The 18,927-nt window shown below is 44.8% G+C and carries 15 protein-coding genes; 7 read left to right on the top strand and 8 right to left on the bottom strand.

Translation table 11 applies throughout. The annotated features are described in order from the left end of the window. Positions 1 to 95: 95 nt before the first annotated feature. The 4 genes from PQ469_RS28405 (at position 96) to PQ469_RS28390 (ending at position 5,286) form a co-directional block, all read left to right on the top strand. Positions 96 to 311: a DUF2442 domain-containing protein gene (locus PQ469_RS28405; protein WP_090651542.1), complete on the top strand. Its 216-nt coding sequence runs from the start codon at positions 96 to 98 to the stop codon at positions 309 to 311. A gap of 89 nt (positions 312 to 400) precedes the next feature. Beyond that, positions 401 to 1,399 (top strand): hypothetical protein, encoded by a 999-nt coding sequence (locus PQ469_RS28400; RefSeq protein WP_274210679.1) that lies wholly within the window; start codon positions 401 to 403, stop codon positions 1,397 to 1,399. 292 nt (positions 1,400 to 1,691) lie between these two features. After that, the gene (locus PQ469_RS28395; protein WP_274210678.1) at positions 1,692 to 4,079 is read left to right on the top strand and encodes a DUF2339 domain-containing protein; all 2,388 of its coding nucleotides are present in this window, start codon (positions 1,692 to 1,694) and stop codon (positions 4,077 to 4,079) included. Continuing rightward, on the top strand, positions 4,048 to 5,286 hold the full coding sequence (locus tag PQ469_RS28390; RefSeq protein WP_274210677.1) for a hypothetical protein: 1,239 nt from the start codon (positions 4,048 to 4,050) through the stop codon (positions 5,284 to 5,286). Before PQ469_RS28395 ends, PQ469_RS28390 begins: the two co-directional genes overlap by 32 nt. A 258-nt stretch (positions 5,287 to 5,544) precedes the next feature. Here the strand turns inward: PQ469_RS28390 and PQ469_RS28385 are convergent, their stop codons facing one another. The 3 genes from PQ469_RS28385 to PQ469_RS28375 all read right to left on the bottom strand — a co-directional run bounded on the left by PQ469_RS28385 (position 5,545) and on the right by PQ469_RS28375 (position 10,240). Beyond that, entirely contained in the window at positions 5,545 to 6,474 is a 930-nt protein-coding gene (locus tag PQ469_RS28385; protein ID WP_274210676.1) for a TIGR01777 family oxidoreductase, read from the bottom strand. A 4-nt stretch (positions 6,475 to 6,478) separates the two neighbouring features. Further along, positions 6,479 to 7,297, bottom strand: a complete 819-nt coding sequence (locus tag PQ469_RS28380; protein ID WP_274210675.1) for a thiol-disulfide oxidoreductase DCC family protein — start codon at positions 7,295 to 7,297, stop codon at positions 6,479 to 6,481. 141 nt (positions 7,298 to 7,438) lie between these two features. Next, entirely contained in the window at positions 7,439 to 10,240 is a 2,802-nt protein-coding gene (locus tag PQ469_RS28375) for a PKD domain-containing protein (RefSeq protein WP_274210674.1), read from the bottom strand. 384 nt (positions 10,241 to 10,624) lie between these two features. On the opposite strand from PQ469_RS28375, the gene PQ469_RS28370 reads away from it, so the two are divergent. Further along, positions 10,625 to 11,317 (top strand): OmpW/AlkL family protein, encoded by a 693-nt coding sequence (locus PQ469_RS28370; RefSeq protein WP_090651549.1) that lies wholly within the window; start codon positions 10,625 to 10,627, stop codon positions 11,315 to 11,317. A 162-nt stretch (positions 11,318 to 11,479) separates the two neighbouring features. Here the strand turns inward: PQ469_RS28370 and dnaA are convergent, their stop codons facing one another. The 3 genes from dnaA to PQ469_RS28355 form a co-directional block, all read right to left on the bottom strand. Next, entirely contained in the window at positions 11,480 to 12,907 is a 1,428-nt protein-coding gene (dnaA, locus tag PQ469_RS28365; RefSeq protein ID WP_090651550.1) for a chromosomal replication initiator protein DnaA, read from the bottom strand. Between the two features lie 435 nt (positions 12,908 to 13,342). Next, entirely contained in the window at positions 13,343 to 14,887 is a 1,545-nt protein-coding gene (locus tag PQ469_RS28360; RefSeq protein ID WP_274210673.1) for an acyl-CoA mutase large subunit family protein, read from the bottom strand. A gap of 6 nt (positions 14,888 to 14,893) precedes the next feature. After that, positions 14,894 to 15,424 (bottom strand): DUF7935 family protein, encoded by a 531-nt coding sequence (locus tag PQ469_RS28355; protein ID WP_274210672.1) that lies wholly within the window; start codon positions 15,422 to 15,424, stop codon positions 14,894 to 14,896. A 93-nt stretch (positions 15,425 to 15,517) separates the two neighbouring features. Between PQ469_RS28355 and PQ469_RS28350 the strand changes: the two genes are divergently transcribed. After that, complete coding sequence (locus PQ469_RS28350) at positions 15,518 to 15,865, top strand: HesB/IscA family protein (RefSeq protein ID WP_090651553.1); 348 nt, start codon at positions 15,518 to 15,520, stop codon at positions 15,863 to 15,865. Between the two features lie 268 nt (positions 15,866 to 16,133). Next, positions 16,134 to 17,372 carry an ABC transporter permease gene (locus PQ469_RS28345; RefSeq protein ID WP_274210671.1) on the top strand — a complete coding sequence of 413 codons (1,239 nt, stop codon included), beginning with the start codon at positions 16,134 to 16,136 and terminating at the stop codon, positions 17,370 to 17,372. 119 nt (positions 17,373 to 17,491) lie between these two features. On the opposite strand, the gene PQ469_RS28340 is transcribed toward PQ469_RS28345, so the two are convergent. Further along, on the bottom strand, positions 17,492 to 17,959 hold the full coding sequence (locus PQ469_RS28340; RefSeq protein ID WP_090651555.1) for a phosphatidylglycerophosphatase A family protein: 468 nt from the start codon (positions 17,957 to 17,959) through the stop codon (positions 17,492 to 17,494). A gap of 117 nt (positions 17,960 to 18,076) precedes the next feature. Continuing rightward, entirely contained in the window at positions 18,077 to 18,895 is an 819-nt protein-coding gene (locus PQ469_RS28335) for a TerC family protein (protein ID WP_090651556.1), read from the bottom strand. Between the last annotated feature and the right edge of the window lie 32 nt (positions 18,896 to 18,927).

The raw sequence follows: 18,927 nt of genomic DNA, 5'->3' as shown, positions 1-18,927 counted from the left end.
AGCGCTGATACTTTTTTATTTTCAAATCCTCAAATCAATAGTGCTTTTTTCATTTTCAAATTGACACATCTTCAAATTCTCAAATTAAAAGAAACATGCCACTATTCAGCTCACGTAAGGAAGAAAAGAAAGTAAAGGTAAGCTTTGCTAACGGCCTGCTTTTTGTAGAAAAGCCCGATGGTAAGCAGCAAGCTTTCCCGCTGGAGTGGTTCCCCAAACTGATGAACGCTACCGACGAGGAACGTGACGACTGGAAACAAACAGATAAAGGCATCCACTTTAACCAATTGGATGTGGACGTGACTTTATAGGCGATTTGAAAATTTGAAGATGTGTCAATTTGAAAATTAATGAGCTCATTTTCAAATCTTCAAATTTTCAAATCTTCAAATTAACACATATGCTATTCGAAGAGTTTTTTAAAAAGAAAAAGATTGACCTTGCTGCCTTACAAGTAGCCGAGGGATCATTGTTTTCGGAATTTAAAGATCACTTTGAGCAAATGGGCGAGAAAAGTTTTGATCATACCAAAAAATACTGGTTCAATAAACTAAGGCGCCGGTTTCCGTTGGCCCCCGAAATTAAAACCGAACGTTTACACATTGCCAATCCTTTGGCCGAACAAACGATTACCGATGGTTTGACAACACCCGCAACACCGTCGCCAAAAGTTGGTTTTACACCAAAATTCGGGGCCACAGCCGTACCACCAAAACCTGCTGAAGAAAAGCCTGAAGAAACGACAGCGGCAGATGCATCAATACCATCCGAAAATATAGCACCCAAACCAGCATTTAAACCACGTTTTAACCCGGGCATGGTGAAACCCAAAGCGGCTGAAGATGCTATTGAACAAAAAACGGATATTGCAGGCGGAGCGGCTACACCGCCCGCAGAAACACCTGCTGCGAAGCCTCCCGGTTTTAAACCACGGTTTAACGCGGCAATGGTAAAGCCAAAACCTGCCGAAGAAAACAATGCCCCTGCTGATAAGCCGGAAGTAAAAGAACAACCGCCTACACCAGCCGCTGAAACGCCTGTTGCCAAACCCGGCTTTAAGCCACGGTTTAACGCGGCCATGGTGAAGCCAAAGCCTGCCGAAGAAAACGGTGCCCCTGCTGATAAGCCGGAAGTAAAAGAACAGCCACCTGCACCAGCCGCAGAAACACCTGTTGCCAAACCCGGTTTTAAGCCACGGTTTAACGCGGCCATGATGAAGCCAAAGCCCGTTGTAGAAGAAGATGTAGCACCGGCCCCCGAAGTAAAAACCGAACCCCTTGCACCATCGCCACCTGAAGCAGAAAGCGCCGGGCCCGCCATAGAAACGCCTGCCGCTAAGCCAGCTTACAAGCCCAAATTCAACATGAAAAACCTGCCGAAAAAACCGGACCAGGAATAGTTTTCCCGGTAAAGTATGCTGTGAATTTTCCTGAAGTTATGAACATGCAAATGATGCATATCGTAACGCGGGGCTAAAAGAATAACCTCACCCTTTGTGCGGCGTAACCCGGCGGGTGGTCGGCCGGCGCTGCGTAGCCGGCGTTCAAATTGATGTTGATGTAAACCGCAATACATTATGCCTGTAAACGCAGTTATGCATCTTTGCGTTCAGGAAGAAACCCCTCTTATTTGTTAAAAACACATAATAATATCATAATTCCGCTATCTTTAATTTTAATAAACCTAAGGCTATGGATTTTTTTATCGTTGTTTTACTCGTATTGATTATTGTTTTAATTGTAAATAACAAAAGCAGCGTTGGCCGCCATATAGAAGCGCTTGAAACCCAGGTGCTGGAATTAAAGCGGATGATTGAACATTTACGGGTATCCAAACTGACGGAAGAACCTCCCGAACGCGAAGAGGTTGCTAAACCTGTTATCAAAGACATTCCCGTTATAAAAGCCCCTGAACCTCCTGCTACACCGATACCACCGGTGATAAAACCTGAGCCGGAACCTGTTAAGGTTGAAAGACAACCCGAAGTAATCAGCGATAGCATACCGGTTATTAGCCGCCCTGTAAAAACAAACCCACCCACCCCGCCTGTACCCGAACAGCCACAGCTTTCCTTTTTTGAACGCTACCCCGACCTGGAGAAATTCATTGGCGAAAACCTGGTTAATAAAATAGGTATAGCCATATTGGTGCTGGCCATTGGCTACTTTGTAAAATTTGCTATTGATAGCGGCTGGGTTGGCCCTGCCGGCCGTGTAGGTATTGGTATTGCCTGCGGCGCTATATTGGTAGGTATTGCCCATTGGTTACGCAACAGTTATAAAGCGTTCAGCTCGGTATTGGCCGGTGGCGGTTTGGCCGTGTTTTATTTTACCATAACGCTGGCCTTTCACCAGTTTCACCTGTTCAGCCAAACCGCGGCATTTATTATCCTTATTGTTATTACCATTTTTGCGGTGCTGCTTTCATTGCTATACGATAAGCAGGAACTTGCGGTTATAGCGCTTGTTGGCGGTTTTGGCAGTCCGTTTATGGTGAGCACGGGCAAGGCCAATTACGATGCTTTATTTATTTACCTGCTCATACTGAATACCGGCCTGCTCATCATTGCCTATTATAAAGCATGGCGGGTGCTCAATATCGTATCTTTCGCGTTTACGGTAATTGTTTTTGGCGGGGTTGTGTATACACTTACGGCGCCAACCTATCACTACGGGTTAATTTACGGCAGCATATTTTATGTACTTTACTTCGCCATCAATGTGGCCAATAACGTAAAAGAGAACAAAAAATTTATCGGGTCAGATTTCAGCATCCTGCTAATCAATACCGGGCTTTATTTTGCGGCGGGCTTGTACCTGCTCACCGCTATGCACCAGGAGCAATTCCGCGGGTTGTTTTGCATTAGTTTGGCAGTAGTAAACCTCATCCTGTCATACATCCTGTTCCGTAACCGCAAGGTTGATACCAATGTATTGTACCTGCTTATTGGCATTACGCTCACCTTTATATCGCTGGCTGCGCCTATTCAACTGCATGGCAACAGTATTACCCTGTTCTGGGCTGCCGAAACGGTGGTACTTTACTGGCTATATCTCCGTTCGTCAATCAAATTAATGAAGCTTACCTCGCTTATTTTATGGATAGCCATGTTGCTGAGCCTGCTGATGGACTGGTCCCAGATTTACCCCGATCACCTCATTAAGCTTACCGTTATTGCAAACAGGGGCTTTATTACAACACTGGTAGCCGCCATCAGCTCGTTCCTGTTATCGGTGCTGGTAAGCCGCGGCGAAAGTGACGACACCGGGATAAAATTCAGCAAAAACCTATTCTGCACCGTAGGGCTGGCGCTGTTATTTTTAAGCGGCCTTGTCGAGATTAACCACCAGTTTTTAAACAGGTATCCAGATACATCGCTCAATATATTGTACATGATGCTGTATACGCCGGCTTTTATACTGGGCTATTACCTGGTATCGTTAAAAGTACCGGCAATTCAATTTAGTAACAACATCCGGATAGCCATACTTTGGGTTTGTATTATCATATACCTGGTTTTAATGCCGCAGTATTTTGGCTTATTGACAGATATCCTCACCGGCAAAAAAACGCCATCGGGCCATTTTGCAGCACACTGGATAAGCGCCGTGCTTATCGGCCTGTTATTTTACCGTACCATCCGCCTTTGCCAAACCACTATGGACGAAGGGATGAAAACGCTTTTCACCTGGATCCTGAGTGCCGGCATTGTAGTGTTTTTAAGCCTGGAGTTTTGCCTGCTGAGTAACCTGTTATTTTACAGTAATATGCACTCCATTGAACGTGTAGAAACGGTATACGTTAAAACCACGCTGCCTATATTATGGGGCTTGCTGTCTTTCGCCCTTATGTGGCTGGGCATGCGTAATAAAATGCGTACCATGCGGATAGTATCGTTAACCCTGTTTTCGGTAACGCTGCTCAAGCTGTTTACTTATGATATTGTAGATATACCGCAGGCCGGAAAAATAGCGGCATTCTTTTGCCTGGGCGTACTGCTGCTTATTATATCCTTTATGTACCAAAAGGTTAAAAAAATTATTGTTGATGATGAAACTGCTAAAAACAAGGAAGACTAACATTGCCTTAACCGCTTTTTTGTGTGGATTGATGTTTACGGCATCGGCGCAAAAAAGCTTTAAATATGGCGCTGCCCTGCAACAGGTGGATAGTACGGGCTTTTACCGCATCAGCCTGAAACCCGGCTTTGTGGCCAAGGCCGGGAATGACATGGCCGATATCCGCATTGCCGATGCCAAAGGCAACTTTGTGTCTTACATACAGGCCGGCAGCCTGCCGCAAAAAAATCAGCAAAGCTTTGTTGTCTTTAACCGGGTAGATACGCGCCTGCCGGCCGATACAGGCACCACTTATGTAGTTGAAAATAAAACAGGCCTGGCGCTTGATAGGCTGTGGATAAAACTGCAAAATACCGCCGTGCAACGCAAGGTAAACCTGATGGGTAGCGACGACCTGCAGCAATGGTTTGCCATACAGGAAAACATCCCCTTGCAGGAGGCAGTACAAAACAGCGAAGGCTCGTACCTGCAATTGCTCTCGTTCCCGGCCAGCAGCTATCGTTATTTGAAAATGCTGGTAAACGATAAAAACAAAACCCCTATTAAGTTTTTGCAGGCCGGTATTTATACCGAATATGCCAAAACGCTGGCTTATACACCCATCCCCTCGCTTCGGTTTACGCATGCCGACAGCAATAAAACCACCTTTATCAGCATAAAACTAAATGATAATTACCAGGTAAATAAGCTGCATTTAAATATCAGCGCGCCTAAATACTTCAAACGGAACATAACGGTGTACCAAATTATTGGCGGTTATAAAGAAGTTATTGCCGAAGCTGAATTAAACTCAACCAAAAACAACGACCTGCTGCTTTCTGCAAAGGCCAGCCAGCTGTTACTACAGATAGCCAATGGCGATAACCAGCCATTAACCGTTACCGGCATTGATGCCTACCAGACCGACCAGTTCCTGGTAAGTTATCTTGATGGCAAACAAAGCTACCGCCTGCTGGCCGGCGATTCGACCGCGCAGGCACCCGAATACGACCTGAAGTTTTTTGCCGATAGTATAAAGGATAATATCCCAACCATCAGCCACGGGGCTGTTCTTAAAAACAATGCTGTTTTGCAGGCCCAGGCTCAAGCCGGAAAGGATTATACCGTGTTGATTTGGGTGGCCATTATAATTGCTTTGGGGCTTTTGCTACTGCTTACTTTGAAAATGACGAAAGAGGTGGGGAAGAAAGTGGGGGATGATATTTAAATGCGGGCTGTTACTCCTCAATATATTTTGCTGATTTTCAGGTTTTGCAATTTTTAAGGGGAAAATAAGGTGCATCAAACGTAGACTCGCCAGCGTTCAAAGCTGATGCTTATTTGATCTCAAATACGTTATGGATGCAGAATTTTCGGCAAACGCTATTTCCCCGATCTGTGTCCTCACAGATTAATGTTCTCCATTTGATCAGGTAAACCGACAGCATAGCGGCAAGATGCCTGTGAGGACACAGGCATCCGATTCCTACCCCCTTATACTCAAAATATCATGTATCGCATGCTCCGCCTTTTCGTACTGAAAGGTAAAACCAGCATTAAGCAGGCGCTGCGGTTTTACCCAGCGGCTTTTTAATATCAGTTCTGGTTCGGTGCCGATAATAAAGGCGCCAATTTCCAGCAACCATTGTGGTGCAGGCAGGCCAACAGGCAGGCCGTAAGCTTTGCGGATGAGCCGCATAAAATCGGCATTCTTTTCGGCATAGGGTGCGGCGCAATTGTAAATGCCTTCCAATTCAGGATGATCAAGCAAAAAATGCGTGCTGCGGGCAACATCGTGCTCATGCACCCAGGCAAGGTATTGTTGCCCGCCGCCTTGCCGGCCCCCCATTCCCATTTTTACCAGGTTGAGCAGGCGCGGAAAAACACTGCCGCTGCGACCAAGCGCGATGCCCAGGCGCAAAGCTATTTTACGGGTGTGAGGCGTTTCGCACTTAAAGAAAGTGCTTTCCCAAATGTTGCATACGTCGATGCTGAACCCGTAACCTATCTCGCCGGTTGCTTCGTCCTGCGGATGGTCTTCGGCGTGGCGGTAAATGGTGGCAGAGGTAATGTTGATCCACAGCTTTGGCGGATCAACCATTTTATGGATCACATCGCCCAACAGCTTGGTAGGTATAATACGTGAGGCGATGATTGCGGCCTTGTTCTTTTTGGTATAGCGGCAGTTTACGTTTTTACCACAAAGATTAATAAGCATATCGGCGTGAATGAGCTGCACAGTCCAGCCGTTTTCTGTTTTGCCATCCCAAACCACCGTGCGGATGTTGCCGGCAGCCGGGGCTTGTTTGCGGGCCAGGATAATAACCTCATCGGCCAAATCTTTATAATATTGGGCCAGCACAGTACCCAGGTAACCATTGCCACCCGCCAGCACGATTTTTTTGTACGCTTTCATGATATCAGTTTAGGATAAGGATCAATAAAACAATGCGGTAAATTACCCAGCTGATGGTCATTACCCAGCCCAATTGCAGCAGCTTTGTACGTCGGATGTGCTCTAAAAACATCAGCCCGGCCACACCTATAAAAAACATGGTGCACATTAACGGCCCGGGATGAAACCAATGGTTAACAGCAAGCGGGATAAGCAGCAGCAAACTGCCGGCAAAAGAGATAGTCATCATGTTGCCCAGGTAGACCCAAAGCTTGTTTTTGGCAAAGCCGCTGATCACAGCGGCCTGCAAAATTACCTGCCCGCCACAAATCAGGTATTCGCGGTAAGCATTGCCCGGCGGTACCATGCCCACCAGCAAATGCGCATAGCGGGTTAATATATACGCGGTGCAAAACCAGGTAAACAGCAGGTAGGCTATCCGGTAATGCAGTTTAAAAGAAGGTTTGTAAGCAAAGTCCGTATCCTCATGAACCGGCGGAATGATAACCCGCCTGTTGTAGGAGATAAAAGCGTATACTTTGCTCATCAGCCAAACAAAAGGTTTAAAAGCAAATAAGGGTGTAAATACCGGCCAGGCGTTGCCCAATATTTTAAACAGGCTTTGGATGCCATAGGTAACCTCGCCGCTTTTTAGGTTGATGAGGGCGATTTCGTTTACGGCACGTTGCCTATCATAAACCGGGCAAGCAATTTGGGGCATGGTTTGGTAGGCAGCCCTGCCGCCATCATCAAGCATGCCGGTTTTTACAAAGGCTTTGGTATAAACACTGCACATGGGGCATTCGGCATCAAAAAGGATCATGTGGTTATTAAGCGTTTTCATTGTTGCGGGTATTGTTGTTGATTAACAATACAAACATACAGTTTATTTTATATTTTCAATAATTATTGAAAATATAAAATAAAAAACAAATGGATTATTTTCAACCGTCACGTCCTTTAATTTTTAGTCTGCTTTTGCAAATTACCTGACGATAGTCAACGACCCCGACATGGTACTCCTGCCATGTTTGGGGTTGATGATATAGTAGTATACGCCACCGGGCACGGCTGCACCATTGTAGGTTCCATCCCAGGGGACAGCATACCCTACCGAAGCAAATAACCTGGCGCCGTAGCGGTTATAAACTTCAACCGTGCAGTTAGTGTAGGTGTTCAGGTATTTGATATTCCATTGGTCGTTAACGCCATCGCCATTGGGCGAGAAGGCATTAGGCACCACCGGCCCCTGCAATACCGAAACATTCACCTGCCCGCTTACCTGGCAGCCCGAGCTGTTGGTTACCGTGAGTGTATAGGTGATATCGTCGGTAGGTGTAACCGTTGGGTTTAACAAAGTAGCATCATTAAGATAAGTTGCCGGCGACCATAAATATGTGAGGCCGGTACCCGTTGCAGTAGCCGGCAGCTTGGCAGTTCCGCCCGATAATACTGTTATATCTGGCCCCGTAGTAATAACCGGGATAGGATTTACCGTAATAGCCTGGCTTGCCGAGACCGGGCAGGAATTTGTGGCTGTATAAACATAAGTTATAGTAAAAGTGCCTGCCCCTGCTGCAGCCGGATCAAACAAACCAGCACTGCTTACCCCTGTGCCCGAGTATACACCCGTACCGGCTACCCCGGCAGTTTCCTGGGCGGCCAACTGTACAGTGCCGCCGTTAACACATACTGCCGATGGCGCGGTAAATGTTATATCGGGTACGGCAAGCAGCGTAATGGTTTTATCCATAACGGATACACAGCTACCGCCAGAATAAGCTACCATGCGCACCTGGTAGTTTTGCGTGGCCGGGGTATGGAAAGCCGTATAGGTGTGGTAATATAGCTTGCCGTAGGCCGGGCTTTCATCGGTTTCAACTGTGCCGGGGTTATTGCCATAATCATAATACCACTCTATTTTGGTAATACTGCCAAAATCCACAGTAGAGGTGTTGGTGAAGCTTACCTGCTGATCGCTGCACAGCGCCGATGAATTGGCTTCAGTAAATGATGCTACCGGTATGGATCCATTTACGGTAAAACTTTGGGTGATGGTGGACGTACAGCCACTTGCCGATGTTACCGTAAGCGTAACCGGGTACACCGCCGCCTGGGTATATTTATGCGACGGGTTTTTCAGGGTGGATGTATTGGGATTGGCGGTAGTTGCGTAGGCATCGCCAAAATTCCACAAATAGGTAAAACTGCCGGTGGTATTATCGGCAATAGTGCTGTTATCTGTAAATGTAGCCGATGCATCGGCCAGGCAAACATCGGGCATACTGAATGCCACCACCGGCAACGGACTTACCGTAAGGCTTTTTGTAAGCACAGCCGTACACCCGCCCGTATTGGTAATGGTTAGCTTTAAACTATAAGTGCCTGCATTGGCGTACAGGTGAGTAAAAGCTGTATTGGTGGTTTTGGTTTCGGTTGTGCCGTCGCCGTAATCCCAAAGCCAGGTTGTAATTGTACCCGTGCCTGTTGTTGATTGATCGGTAATGGTAACCGGCTGGGTTAAACAATCGGGCGTGGTAAAGCTGAACGCCGCTACAGGCAACGCATTAATAGTTACGGTTTTGGTAGCAACCGACGGTGTGCAGCCAGTATTGCCTGCTACGGTAAGTGTTACTGTATAAGTGCCGGTTTTAGCGTAGGTATGTGTAGGGCTTTGTAATGCCGATGTTTGCCCGTCGCCAAAGTTCCAGGCCCATGATTGTATAGTTGATCCGTTGGTTACCGAGGCATCGGTAAATACATTTGCCGTGCCCAGGCAGGTTTGATTGGCAACAGTAAATGCGGCTACCGGCGCCGGGGTAACTGTCAGCGTTAAATTATTGGATGCCACAACGCAACTGGCCGATGTGATATTTGCTGTTATAGCCGAAACCAGGCGGTATAGGTAGGTACCGGCCGTGGTAGGTGCGGTTATAGTATAAGTAGTTGCTGTGCCGGCGGTACTGAGGTCTGTCCATGTGCCATTGATATAAACCTGCAGTTTTTGCACATATCCGCTGGCCAGCGTGCTGGTAGCATTAATAGTATATGTTTGCGCCGAACCCGCGCAGGTGGTTTCGGTGCCGGTGGTTGAACCGTTGAAAGCCGCCGAAACCGTTGATCCGTAAGGACTAAAGGTAATGTCATCTACCGCAAAATCGTTACCCTGAGTGCCGCTGGCATTACTTACCAGTTTAATTACTACGTCGCCTGTACCCGCTGGTAAGGTAAAGTTTGCGGTGTAATTATGCCATACGTTACCGGTAGGTACATCGCCGGTTGATACGCCGGTACCTAATTCGGTTACACCATCGGCAGCGTAAATATGAAAAACCATATTAGGCAGTATGCCGCCGGTTGACAGTACGTTTTTAATCCAAACGCCAAACTGGTATTGGGTATTGCCGCATAATCCGGGTACAGTTCGGGTATAAACGGTGCCGGCCTGTACGTTGCCGTTTACCACCATCATATATCCGTTGGTATTGCCTGTTGTTTCATAGTCGTGATCATAACTGGTTACAAAACCGCCGTGTACCGTAGTATTACTTTGGCTGGTTATAGTGTAATAGTTTTCGCCAATTTGCCCGCTTGCGCTGTAAACATAAGTGGTAGATCCCGAATCGGCCGACAGCGCGCCCGCTCTGGAGGCGGTGCCCGATCCAAAGGTTATTTTAACAACCGGATCGCCCAGGCTTTGTGCCCCGGCCCGGCGGAATGAAAACAGGCTGAACAAAAAACATGCGATAAGGGCAAGCAACTTGCCGGGTTTTAAAGTAAACAACATCTATAAGCACAATTAATTATGGGTGAATTGGCGCAACAATACCAGCTGAGTAAGCGAGCAGCCAATTTGTACTAAAGATGTTGTAACAACGGCGTATTTATAGCGATGTATCGATTAACGGGCTATTTCAATCGGTAAATGAAACACAACATTTAAACTATTGCAGGTTTAAGCATTGGGTAGTTTTTTTGCTGGTTTATGCAGCCGATAGTAAACGGTTAATCAACGGTATGCGAGCCTTTTTAGGTGCATAAGTATGCCGCTGTAAAATTAGCGGTCAACCATCTAAACAGCCATGATCAGTATCATTTTGCTTCATGGCGTTAGGCATATTTAGATATTTTGAAGCAAATACCTTTGACCTGTAATTAAAAATTAAACAACATGAACAAATTATTATTATCCGTTTTTTCAATATTAATGATAACCTCTTTAAGGGGTTTTGGTCAACAAAAAAATGAGTTGGACGTACGCGTTCGCGGCGTATATGTTGCCCCGCAGGAAAGCGCAGCTATTGGTGTAATTGGCGGCGGTATCAATATCAGCAAGGTTGTTATTCCCGAAATTGACTTTACGTACTTCTTTATGAAGGATTTTTCGGCCGAACTGATATTGGGCACATCAAGGCATAAAGTAAACACCACGGCCTCAAATTTAACGGCTATTGGCGGTAGTTCGTCTGCCGATGTTACGTTGGGCAAGGTTTCGCTGTTGCCGCCAACGCTTACACTGCAATATCACCTGCCAACGGGTACTGCATTTAAACCATACTTAGGCGCAGGGGCCAACTATACTATTTTTTATAATGCCAACGCAGGCGGAGTGGTAAAAAACGTTAGCTATCAAAACAAATTTGCCTTCGCCACGCAGGCGGGATTCGATTATGATCTGAATAAGAAATTCTTTTTGAACATAGATGTTAAGAAAGTGTTCTTATCAACCAACGCCACCGTTGACGCATCAAATTTAACACCGGCATCAAATCCGGAACTGGCGCCTGCACTTGCCGGTATCAAAGCTGATGTTAAAATTAATCCGTGGCTTATTGGCATTGGTTTTGGCGCCCGGTTTAAATAAAAATCAGGTAACGATATCAACAAACAACTAATTGCAACCATCGCAGGCAACCATGCTTACGGTGGTTTTTGTATTTATATTATATTATATGTTGGTTTTTTATCAACAAAAAAGCCCTGCATGTTGATGCAGGGCCCATCGTAATATGATTTAACAGGTCGGTTAGGACATTTTTAGTTTCTTTTGGATGTCGGCAACGTAGCCTTTGAACTTTTTATCGGTATCAATCAAATCTTCTACTGTTTGGCAGGCATAAATCACAGTAGAGTGATCGCGGCCACCAAAGAAATTCCCTATTGATTTTAATGAACTTTTAGTATGCGCTTTGGCCAGGTACATCGAAATTTGACGGGCCTGCACAATTTCGCGTTTGCGGGTTTGCGATTTTACCATCTCGATAGGTACTTCGAAGTATTCGCAAACAAGGCTTTGGATATACTCCATCGAAATTTCTTTTGATGAGTTCTTCACAAAGTTTTTCAACATTTGTTTAGCAAGGTTCAGGTCAATTTCCTTGCGGTTAAGAGTTGATTGTGCCAGTAATGATACCATTGCGCCTTCCAGTTCACGTACATTGTTATCAATATTATGGGCCACATATTCAATAACATCGTTTGATAGTTCGATACCATCCTGGTAGATCTTATTTTTAAGGATAGCCATACGGGTTTCCAGGTCGGGGATCTGTAAATCGGCCGACAGGCCCCATTTAAACCTTGATAACAGGCGTTCTTCTAAACCAGCCAAATCCTTTGGCGCTTTATCTGATGTAATGATCAGTTGCTTGCCGCTTTGGTGCAGGTGGTTAAAAATATGGAAGAAAAAATCCTGTGTTTTTTCTTTACCGGCAAAGTTGTGCACATCATCCATAATGAGTACATCAATGGCCTGATAAAAGTTAACAAAATCGTTAATGTTATTATGTTTAAGCGCGTCTACAAATTGCTGTGTAAATTTCTCGCACGATACATAAAGTACCAGTTTATCGGGCAGTGAACGTTTTATTTCGTTACCGATGGCCTGGGCAAGGTGTGTTTTACCTAAACCAACGCCGCCATAAATCATTAACGGGTTAAATGAAGTACCACCAGGTTTCGCAGCGACTGCGTAACCTGCCGACCGGGCCAGGCGGTTACAATCGCCTTCAACAAAATTTTCGAAGGTGTAGTTTCTGTTCAGTTGCGGGTCAACATTTAACTTTTTGAGGCCGGGTATCACAAAAGGATTTTTAATGTCCTTATTAATAGAGATAGGGATCGGCATCGATTGATTTTTTGACTCGGCTCCATTTCCGTTCGAAGGCATATTAGTTGTATAGGGTTTACTTGATGATGATTGCTCAACAACAATATTGTACTCTAAACGTCCTTCATCGCCCAATTGTTTTTTAATCGTTTTGCGTAATAACCCTACGTAGTGCTCTTCAAGCCATTCGTAAAAAAACAAACTTGGTACCTGTATCGTCAAGACACTCCCTTCCATTCTCAAGGCTTTTATCGGCTCGAACCAGGTTTTAAAGCTCTGGGCCGGTATGTTGTCCTTTATGATCTGAAGACAGCTATTCCAAACGTTAGTACAAGTTTTTTCCATAGTAAATATAAGTAATTATTTGATTTCCAACCCCTCAGTCAACTTCTTTTGGGACTGTTACGGAACATCAAATGTGTCCAAAAAAAGTGTATAAAAAAATTAAATTTTCACTTTTTTAACATTTCGTTAGTTATCAACAAAAGTTGTTTTTAAGTATAAAATTTGTATATAACGCAATGTTTTGTAATAAAAAATGCAATTGAATTATTTTAAAATTAATTTTTAGGCTTTTTGATTAATCCGTTAAAAACCACCTGGATAGCCCCGCTTTTTTTGCTGCTATATGGTAAAATAAAGGCAATTGTTTAGCCATTTTAGCCTTTTACGTTGCACTAAAAACTAAAGCACTGGTTTAATGCTTATTAAAAATAAAAGCTGTTCTTTTGTTAATTATGGCACGGTACCCACACAAATTCTGAAGCCACACCCGCGATACTAATATTCCCCAAAAACCTCCCGCAGTATATCCGCGATTTCTCCTAAGGTAGCATAATTTTCAACCGAAGATATTATAAAAGGCATTAAATTTTCTGTGCCCTTTGCTGCTATTCTTAATTGTTGTAAAGTTGTTTCAACAGCCTGGTTATCCCTTTTGTTTTTGAGTTTTTTAATTTTTTCTATCTGCATTTTGCGGATGGAGTCGTCAACCCTGAACACGCCCGAGGGAGCATCTTCCTGCTGGGTAAATTTGTTTACGCCAACCAGGATTTTTTCGCCGCTTTCGATATCGATCTGGTACTGATAGGCCGATGCGGCTATCTCCTGTTGAATATAATCCTGCTCAATGGCTTTAACGGCGCCCCCCATGGCTTCTATCTTATCCAGGTATAATTGCGCAGCGGCTTCTACTTCGTCGGTCAGGGCTTCTATAAAATATGAACCTGCCAGCGGATCGACGGTATCGGTAACGCCGCTTTCAAAGGCGATGATCTGCTGGGTGCGCAGGGCTATTTTAGCAGCTGCCTCCGTTGGCAGGGATAGTGCTTCGTCATAACCATTGGTATGCAGCGATTGTGTGCCTCCTAATACTGCGGCCAAAGCCTGGTTACTTACCCTGATGATATTGTTAAGCGGCTGTTGCGCAGTTAGGGTCGATCCCCCGGTTTGGGTATGAAAACGCAGTTTCTGCGCCCCGGCTTCGGTTGCTCCTAATTCTTTGGTAATATGCGCCCACATTCGCCGTGCGGCCCTGAACTTAGCTATCTCCTCGAAAAAGTTATTATGGCAGTTAAAAAAGAAAGAAAGGCGCTTGGCAAATACATTAATGTCCAGCCCTTTTTCAAGTGCCGCCTTTAAGTAGGCTTTGCCATTGGCCAGGGTAAAAGCCAGTTCCTGTACCGCCGTTGAACCCGCCTCGCGAATGTGATAGCCCGAAATGGATATGGTATTCCATTTAGGCACCTCTTTGCTGCAATACTCAAATATATCGGTAATTAACCGCATGGATGGCGTGGGCGGGTATATATAGGTACCACGCGCGGCATACTCCTTTAATATATCGTTTTGAATAGTGCCCGAAATCTGACTTAAATCGGCTCCTTGCTTTTTTGCTAACGCGATGTACATGGCCAGCAAAATAGCGGCGGTAGCATTAATGGTCATGCTGGTGGTGATATCCTTTAGCTGGATGCCATCAAACAATATTTCTATATCTTCTAACGAATCGATAGCTACACCAACTTTACCCACTTCGCCTTCGGATAGCTCATGATCGCTATCGTAACCAATCTGGGTAGGCAGGTCAAAAGCTACCGAAAGGCCATTGGTGCCCTGGCTTAATAAATAATGATAGCGTTTGTTTGATTCCTCGGCTGTGGAAAATCCGGCGTACTGGCGCATGGTCCAGGCTTTACCCCGGTACATATCTTTTTGAATGCCGCGGGTAAAAGGGAACTGGCCGGGCAGTTCGTCCATTTTGGAGGAGGCGGTGTAAACCTCCTTTATTTCGATACCCGATGTGGTGCTGAATTTTTTAGCCATCGTGGTTTAAAATAATTCTTCCAGGTCCTGTCGTACCAGGTTAACGGCTATCTCATACGGATCATCTTCCAGCTGACTTAGGTGGATGAGCACGGTTTTGCTCAGGTCCATGGCGGTAGCGTTTTGGGGAAGGCCTTTTACGGCGTTGTTCACCAGGCTCAGGGTATCGTCCTTTACTCTTTTCATCACAGCCCAAACCCGGCTGCTTACATAAATTTGCTGGGTAACATTGTGCTGAAACTCGGTACGGATCTCGTTAACAATAACAATATGTAAATCGGCAGCCGAAAGGCCGCCCGCATTAAGACGGATGAGCATATTGGCCGGGTTAATACGGTCAATAAATAACACAACACGCTCATAAGCCTGTAACCGTAAAGGCAGGGTTTGGCTGCTTACACTGCGCTTAAGCTCCAGCAGCTGTACCTGGTTTTGTTTATCAAGATAGGGCTTAACCAGGTAAAAGGCTATCCATATAACACCGGCACCGGCAATGGTAAACTTTAAAATATCTAATAAATATTGGGTTGTAAGCATGGTTATTAAAATGTTATACAGAGGTCATAAAATAGCTGTGGATGTAAAAATCCACATTTTACCTTATATTTGTATAGTTAAATATAAAATAAGATGAGTACTGCTGTTGAAATTTTGCCGGTATCATTTACACCGGGCGCCGTTAAGGAACTTTTTAAATTGAAGGACCAGCAAGAGATTGGCGAAGAGTTTGGCCTGCGTGTTGGTGTTGAGGGTGGTGGCTGCTCGGGTATGAGCTACGTACTGGGCTTTGATCAGAAAAAAGATGGCGACCAGGAATATATTATTGACGGCATAAAAGTATTTATGCACAAAGCCCACGGGATGTACCTGATGGGCATGCAAATAGATTTCCAGGATGGCTTAAATGCCCGTGGCTTTACATTTAACAACCCTAATGCAGCAAGCAGCTGTGGTTGCGGAACATCGTTCTCGGTATAAAAATAGAGTCAGGAGTTAAGAATCAAGACTAACAATATTTAAGAAAAGCAGTCATGTATAAAGTAATGTAAATTTGTAATTTTATTACTTACGATATTTAGGCAACTCGGTGAGTTGCCTTTTTTATTGGTGTGCAAAATGGCGTGTGTCTTATTTATGGAATCCATCATTCCTGTTTTTATTGTTAAACGTATTTACTTTTAAATCGCTGTAACAAACCGGTAGGCTTGTTAGTCATATAACTGCTTATTATTACATAATTACGCCCATGCCGGTAAAAACCTCTTACAGAGAAAATATTTCGATAGCGTTACAATCCATTGCCGGTAACAGGTTGCGTACATCGCTTACGGCATTAATTATTGCCATTGGCATTATGGCACTGGTGAGTATTTTAACGGCAATTGAAGGCATCAGGCAATTTACCAACGATGCGTTTGCCGATTTGGGGGCTAATTCCTTCACCATCCAAAACCGGGGCGAAGGGTTAAACTTTGGCAATGGCGGCCACCGTAAAATGTACCCGCCCATTACTTATGACCAGGCCGACCGCTTTAAAAAGACTTTTAAACTGCCCGTTACCATTGCCGTTAATATTGATGTTACAGGCACCGCTGTTGCTAAATTCGGCAGTGAAAAAACAAACCAGAATATCTCGATATCCGGCTCAAACGAAAACTACCTGGCCACCAGCGGCAAAAAGCTTTCTTTCGGCCGTAATTTTTCAACTTCCGAACTTGAGCACGGATCAAACGTGGTGCTCATTGGTGATGAGATTAAACAAAAACTTTTTAAACACTCCGACCCGGTTAACCAAAACGTTTTTATTGGCGGCAACAAGTATAAAATAGTAGGCGTAATTGCTTCAAAAGGGTCAAGCTCATTTGGTGGCGACAAGTTTTGCATTATCCCGATATTAAAAGCCAAGCAAATTGACACCAATAAAAACGCATCCTATACGGTTACTGTTAAAGTGAAAGGCCCCGGAGCTTTGGATGCTACTATTGGCGAGGCAACCTCATTATTCAGAAATGTGCGGGGGCTTAATGTGGCCAGTCAGGATAATTTTGAAATATCACGAAGCGATTCGATCCAGAAGGAATTATCCGGTCAGCTGCAGGGGATTACAGCAGGAGGGTTTGCCATTAGTATTATAACGCTGATTGGCGCAGCCATAGGCCTCATGAATATTATGCTGGTATCGGTAACCGAACGTACCCGCGAAATAGGGGTACGTAAAGCCATAGGCGCCACACCGGCCGTAATACGTAAGCAGTTTTTAATTGAGGCCATAGTAATTTGCCTCATAGGCGGGGCCGCCGGTATAGTATTAGGTATGGCCGCCGGTAACGTCATAGCTGTTCAGATAAGCGGAACATTTGCTGTGCCATGGGGATGGCTGATATTCGCTGTAGTACTTTGTACATTCATCGGCCTGATATCTGGTTACTACCCGGCTAAAAAAGCCGCAAAGCTTGACCCGGTTGAAGCCTTGCGATACGAATAAGCTGAAGGCTCAAGGCTGAAAGCGGGAATAAAAATGAATAACCCACTGTAATTCTTATCATAATAAAAATGCCGCAAGTTGTTAACGGGCGGCATTTTGCATTAATATCTTTTTTTAAGTTAGCAGGTAAATTTAAGTCTGAATATAATACAAACCAGCCAAAGCACGGCGTTGGAATATACGCCGGCCAGCACGTCGTCCATCATTACACCGGTACCACTGGGCAGGGCTTCCATTTTACGGATACCAAGCGGTTTAACGATATCAAAAAACCTGAACAGCACGAGCCCGCCCAATAAAATGTAAAGGTTTTGCGGTAAAAACAATACCGAGATGAGCATACCGGCAACCTCATCTATCACCACGCGCGAACTATCTTCGCCCCAGTCAGGTTCAACCTTGTTGCTCACGTATACACCCCACAGGGTTATAAGGATGGCTATCGCCAGCAAATAGAACGGATTTTGTAAAGCGGGACATTGCCACAATAACCAAATACCGCCGCAGGTAACTATAGCCGCATAGGTGCCGCCGCCTTTTAAAAAACCGATGCCGAATATGGAAGCTATTATTTTGTTAAAGTTCATTGGTATTCGTTCATTTGTTCACTGGTTCATTTGTTCATTGGTGCGTAGTTTGTTAGACTGATTACTGCCGGCCAGTTTTGCCAACTGCCAACTGAAAACCGCCCACTGCCAACCGAACTACTGCTTATCCAAAACATCCTCCGCGGCTTCGGCTACTTCCGGTTCGATGGTGTGGCGCTTGGGGAAGTTGAATAACAACGATGTTAATACAGGTATAATGAATATGGCTACGGTAAATACCGATGTAGCTATATCGGCTCCTTCGCCTTCCATCATCTTAGAGAAACCTGTTTCGGGGTAAAAGTGGATATATAATGATGCTGATAATTTTAAGCCCAATACTCCTATCACAATAAACGCTACAGTTTCCAGGAAGGTAAATTTTTCCATCAGCTTAACAAAGGCCTGGGCAACAAAACGCATAGCCAGTATACCAATGAATACGCCTATGTAAATCAAAACCACGTGGTCTGTAAAAGCTACCGCAGCGAATACGTTATCAATAGAGAAGGCCAGGTCCATTAATTCAACCAGCGCAACGGTGGCCCAAAACACCCCAAATACACCCACTGTTGATTTATATAACCAATTTTTGCTTTTGTCAACTTCCTCCTCTTCGCCGCCCGCGTTTGCTGCCTGAATTTTACCTTTAAAATAATCAAAGCAAAGGTATAACAGGTATAAGCCGCCAATGGGTTTTAACCACCATATTTTTACCAGCCACGCGGCCAGGAAAAGGCAAACGCCCCGTAGTACATACGCGCCGATGATACCATAACGTAAAGCTTTTTTACGCTGATCTTTCGGAAGATCGAGCACCATAGTTGCAAGCACAGCAGCGTTATCTACAGATAGTAAACTCTCTATCAGGATCAGGTTTAAAATAATGAGCAGGCCCGCTTTAATATCGGGGCCTAATATTGTATGTAAATCCATATAAACAGGTAATGTATTTTTGTTAAGGTTAA

It is taken from the genome of Mucilaginibacter sp. KACC 22773 (assembly GCF_028736215.1).
GTDB lineage: Bacteria > Bacteroidota > Bacteroidia > Sphingobacteriales > Sphingobacteriaceae > Mucilaginibacter.
Note: the sequence above shows the minus strand (reverse complement) of the source record. Positions and strands in the feature narration are given on the sequence as shown.

Coding starts and splice junctions, on each gene's coding strand:
- PQ469_RS28405 (WP_090651542.1), top strand. CDS start 96: ATGCCACTATTCAGCTCACGTAAGGAAGAAAAGAAAGTAAAGGTAAGC.
- PQ469_RS28400 (WP_274210679.1), top strand. CDS start 401: ATGCTATTCGAAGAGTTTTTTAAAAAGAAAAAGATTGACCTTGCTGCC.
- PQ469_RS28395 (WP_274210678.1), top strand. CDS start 1,692: ATGGATTTTTTTATCGTTGTTTTACTCGTATTGATTATTGTTTTAATT.
- PQ469_RS28390 (WP_274210677.1), top strand. CDS start 4,048: ATGATGAAACTGCTAAAAACAAGGAAGACTAACATTGCCTTAACCGCT.
- PQ469_RS28385 (WP_274210676.1), bottom strand. CDS start 6,474: ATGAAAGCGTACAAAAAAATCGTGCTGGCGGGTGGCAATGGTTACCTG.
- PQ469_RS28380 (WP_274210675.1), bottom strand. CDS start 7,297: ATGAAAACGCTTAATAACCACATGATCCTTTTTGATGCCGAATGCCCC.
- PQ469_RS28375 (WP_274210674.1), bottom strand. CDS start 10,240: ATGTTGTTTACTTTAAAACCCGGCAAGTTGCTTGCCCTTATCGCATGT.
- PQ469_RS28370 (WP_090651549.1), top strand. CDS start 10,625: ATGAACAAATTATTATTATCCGTTTTTTCAATATTAATGATAACCTCT.
- dnaA (WP_090651550.1), bottom strand. CDS start 12,907: ATGGAAAAAACTTGTACTAACGTTTGGAATAGCTGTCTTCAGATCATA.
- PQ469_RS28360 (WP_274210673.1), bottom strand. CDS start 14,887: ATGGCTAAAAAATTCAGCACCACATCGGGTATCGAAATAAAGGAGGTT.
- PQ469_RS28355 (WP_274210672.1), bottom strand. CDS start 15,424: ATGCTTACAACCCAATATTTATTAGATATTTTAAAGTTTACCATTGCC.
- PQ469_RS28350 (WP_090651553.1), top strand. CDS start 15,518: ATGAGTACTGCTGTTGAAATTTTGCCGGTATCATTTACACCGGGCGCC.
- PQ469_RS28345 (WP_274210671.1), top strand. CDS start 16,134: ATGCCGGTAAAAACCTCTTACAGAGAAAATATTTCGATAGCGTTACAA.
- PQ469_RS28340 (WP_090651555.1), bottom strand. CDS start 17,959: ATGAACTTTAACAAAATAATAGCTTCCATATTCGGCATCGGTTTTTTA.
- PQ469_RS28335 (WP_090651556.1), bottom strand. CDS start 18,895: ATGGATTTACATACAATATTAGGCCCCGATATTAAAGCGGGCCTGCTC.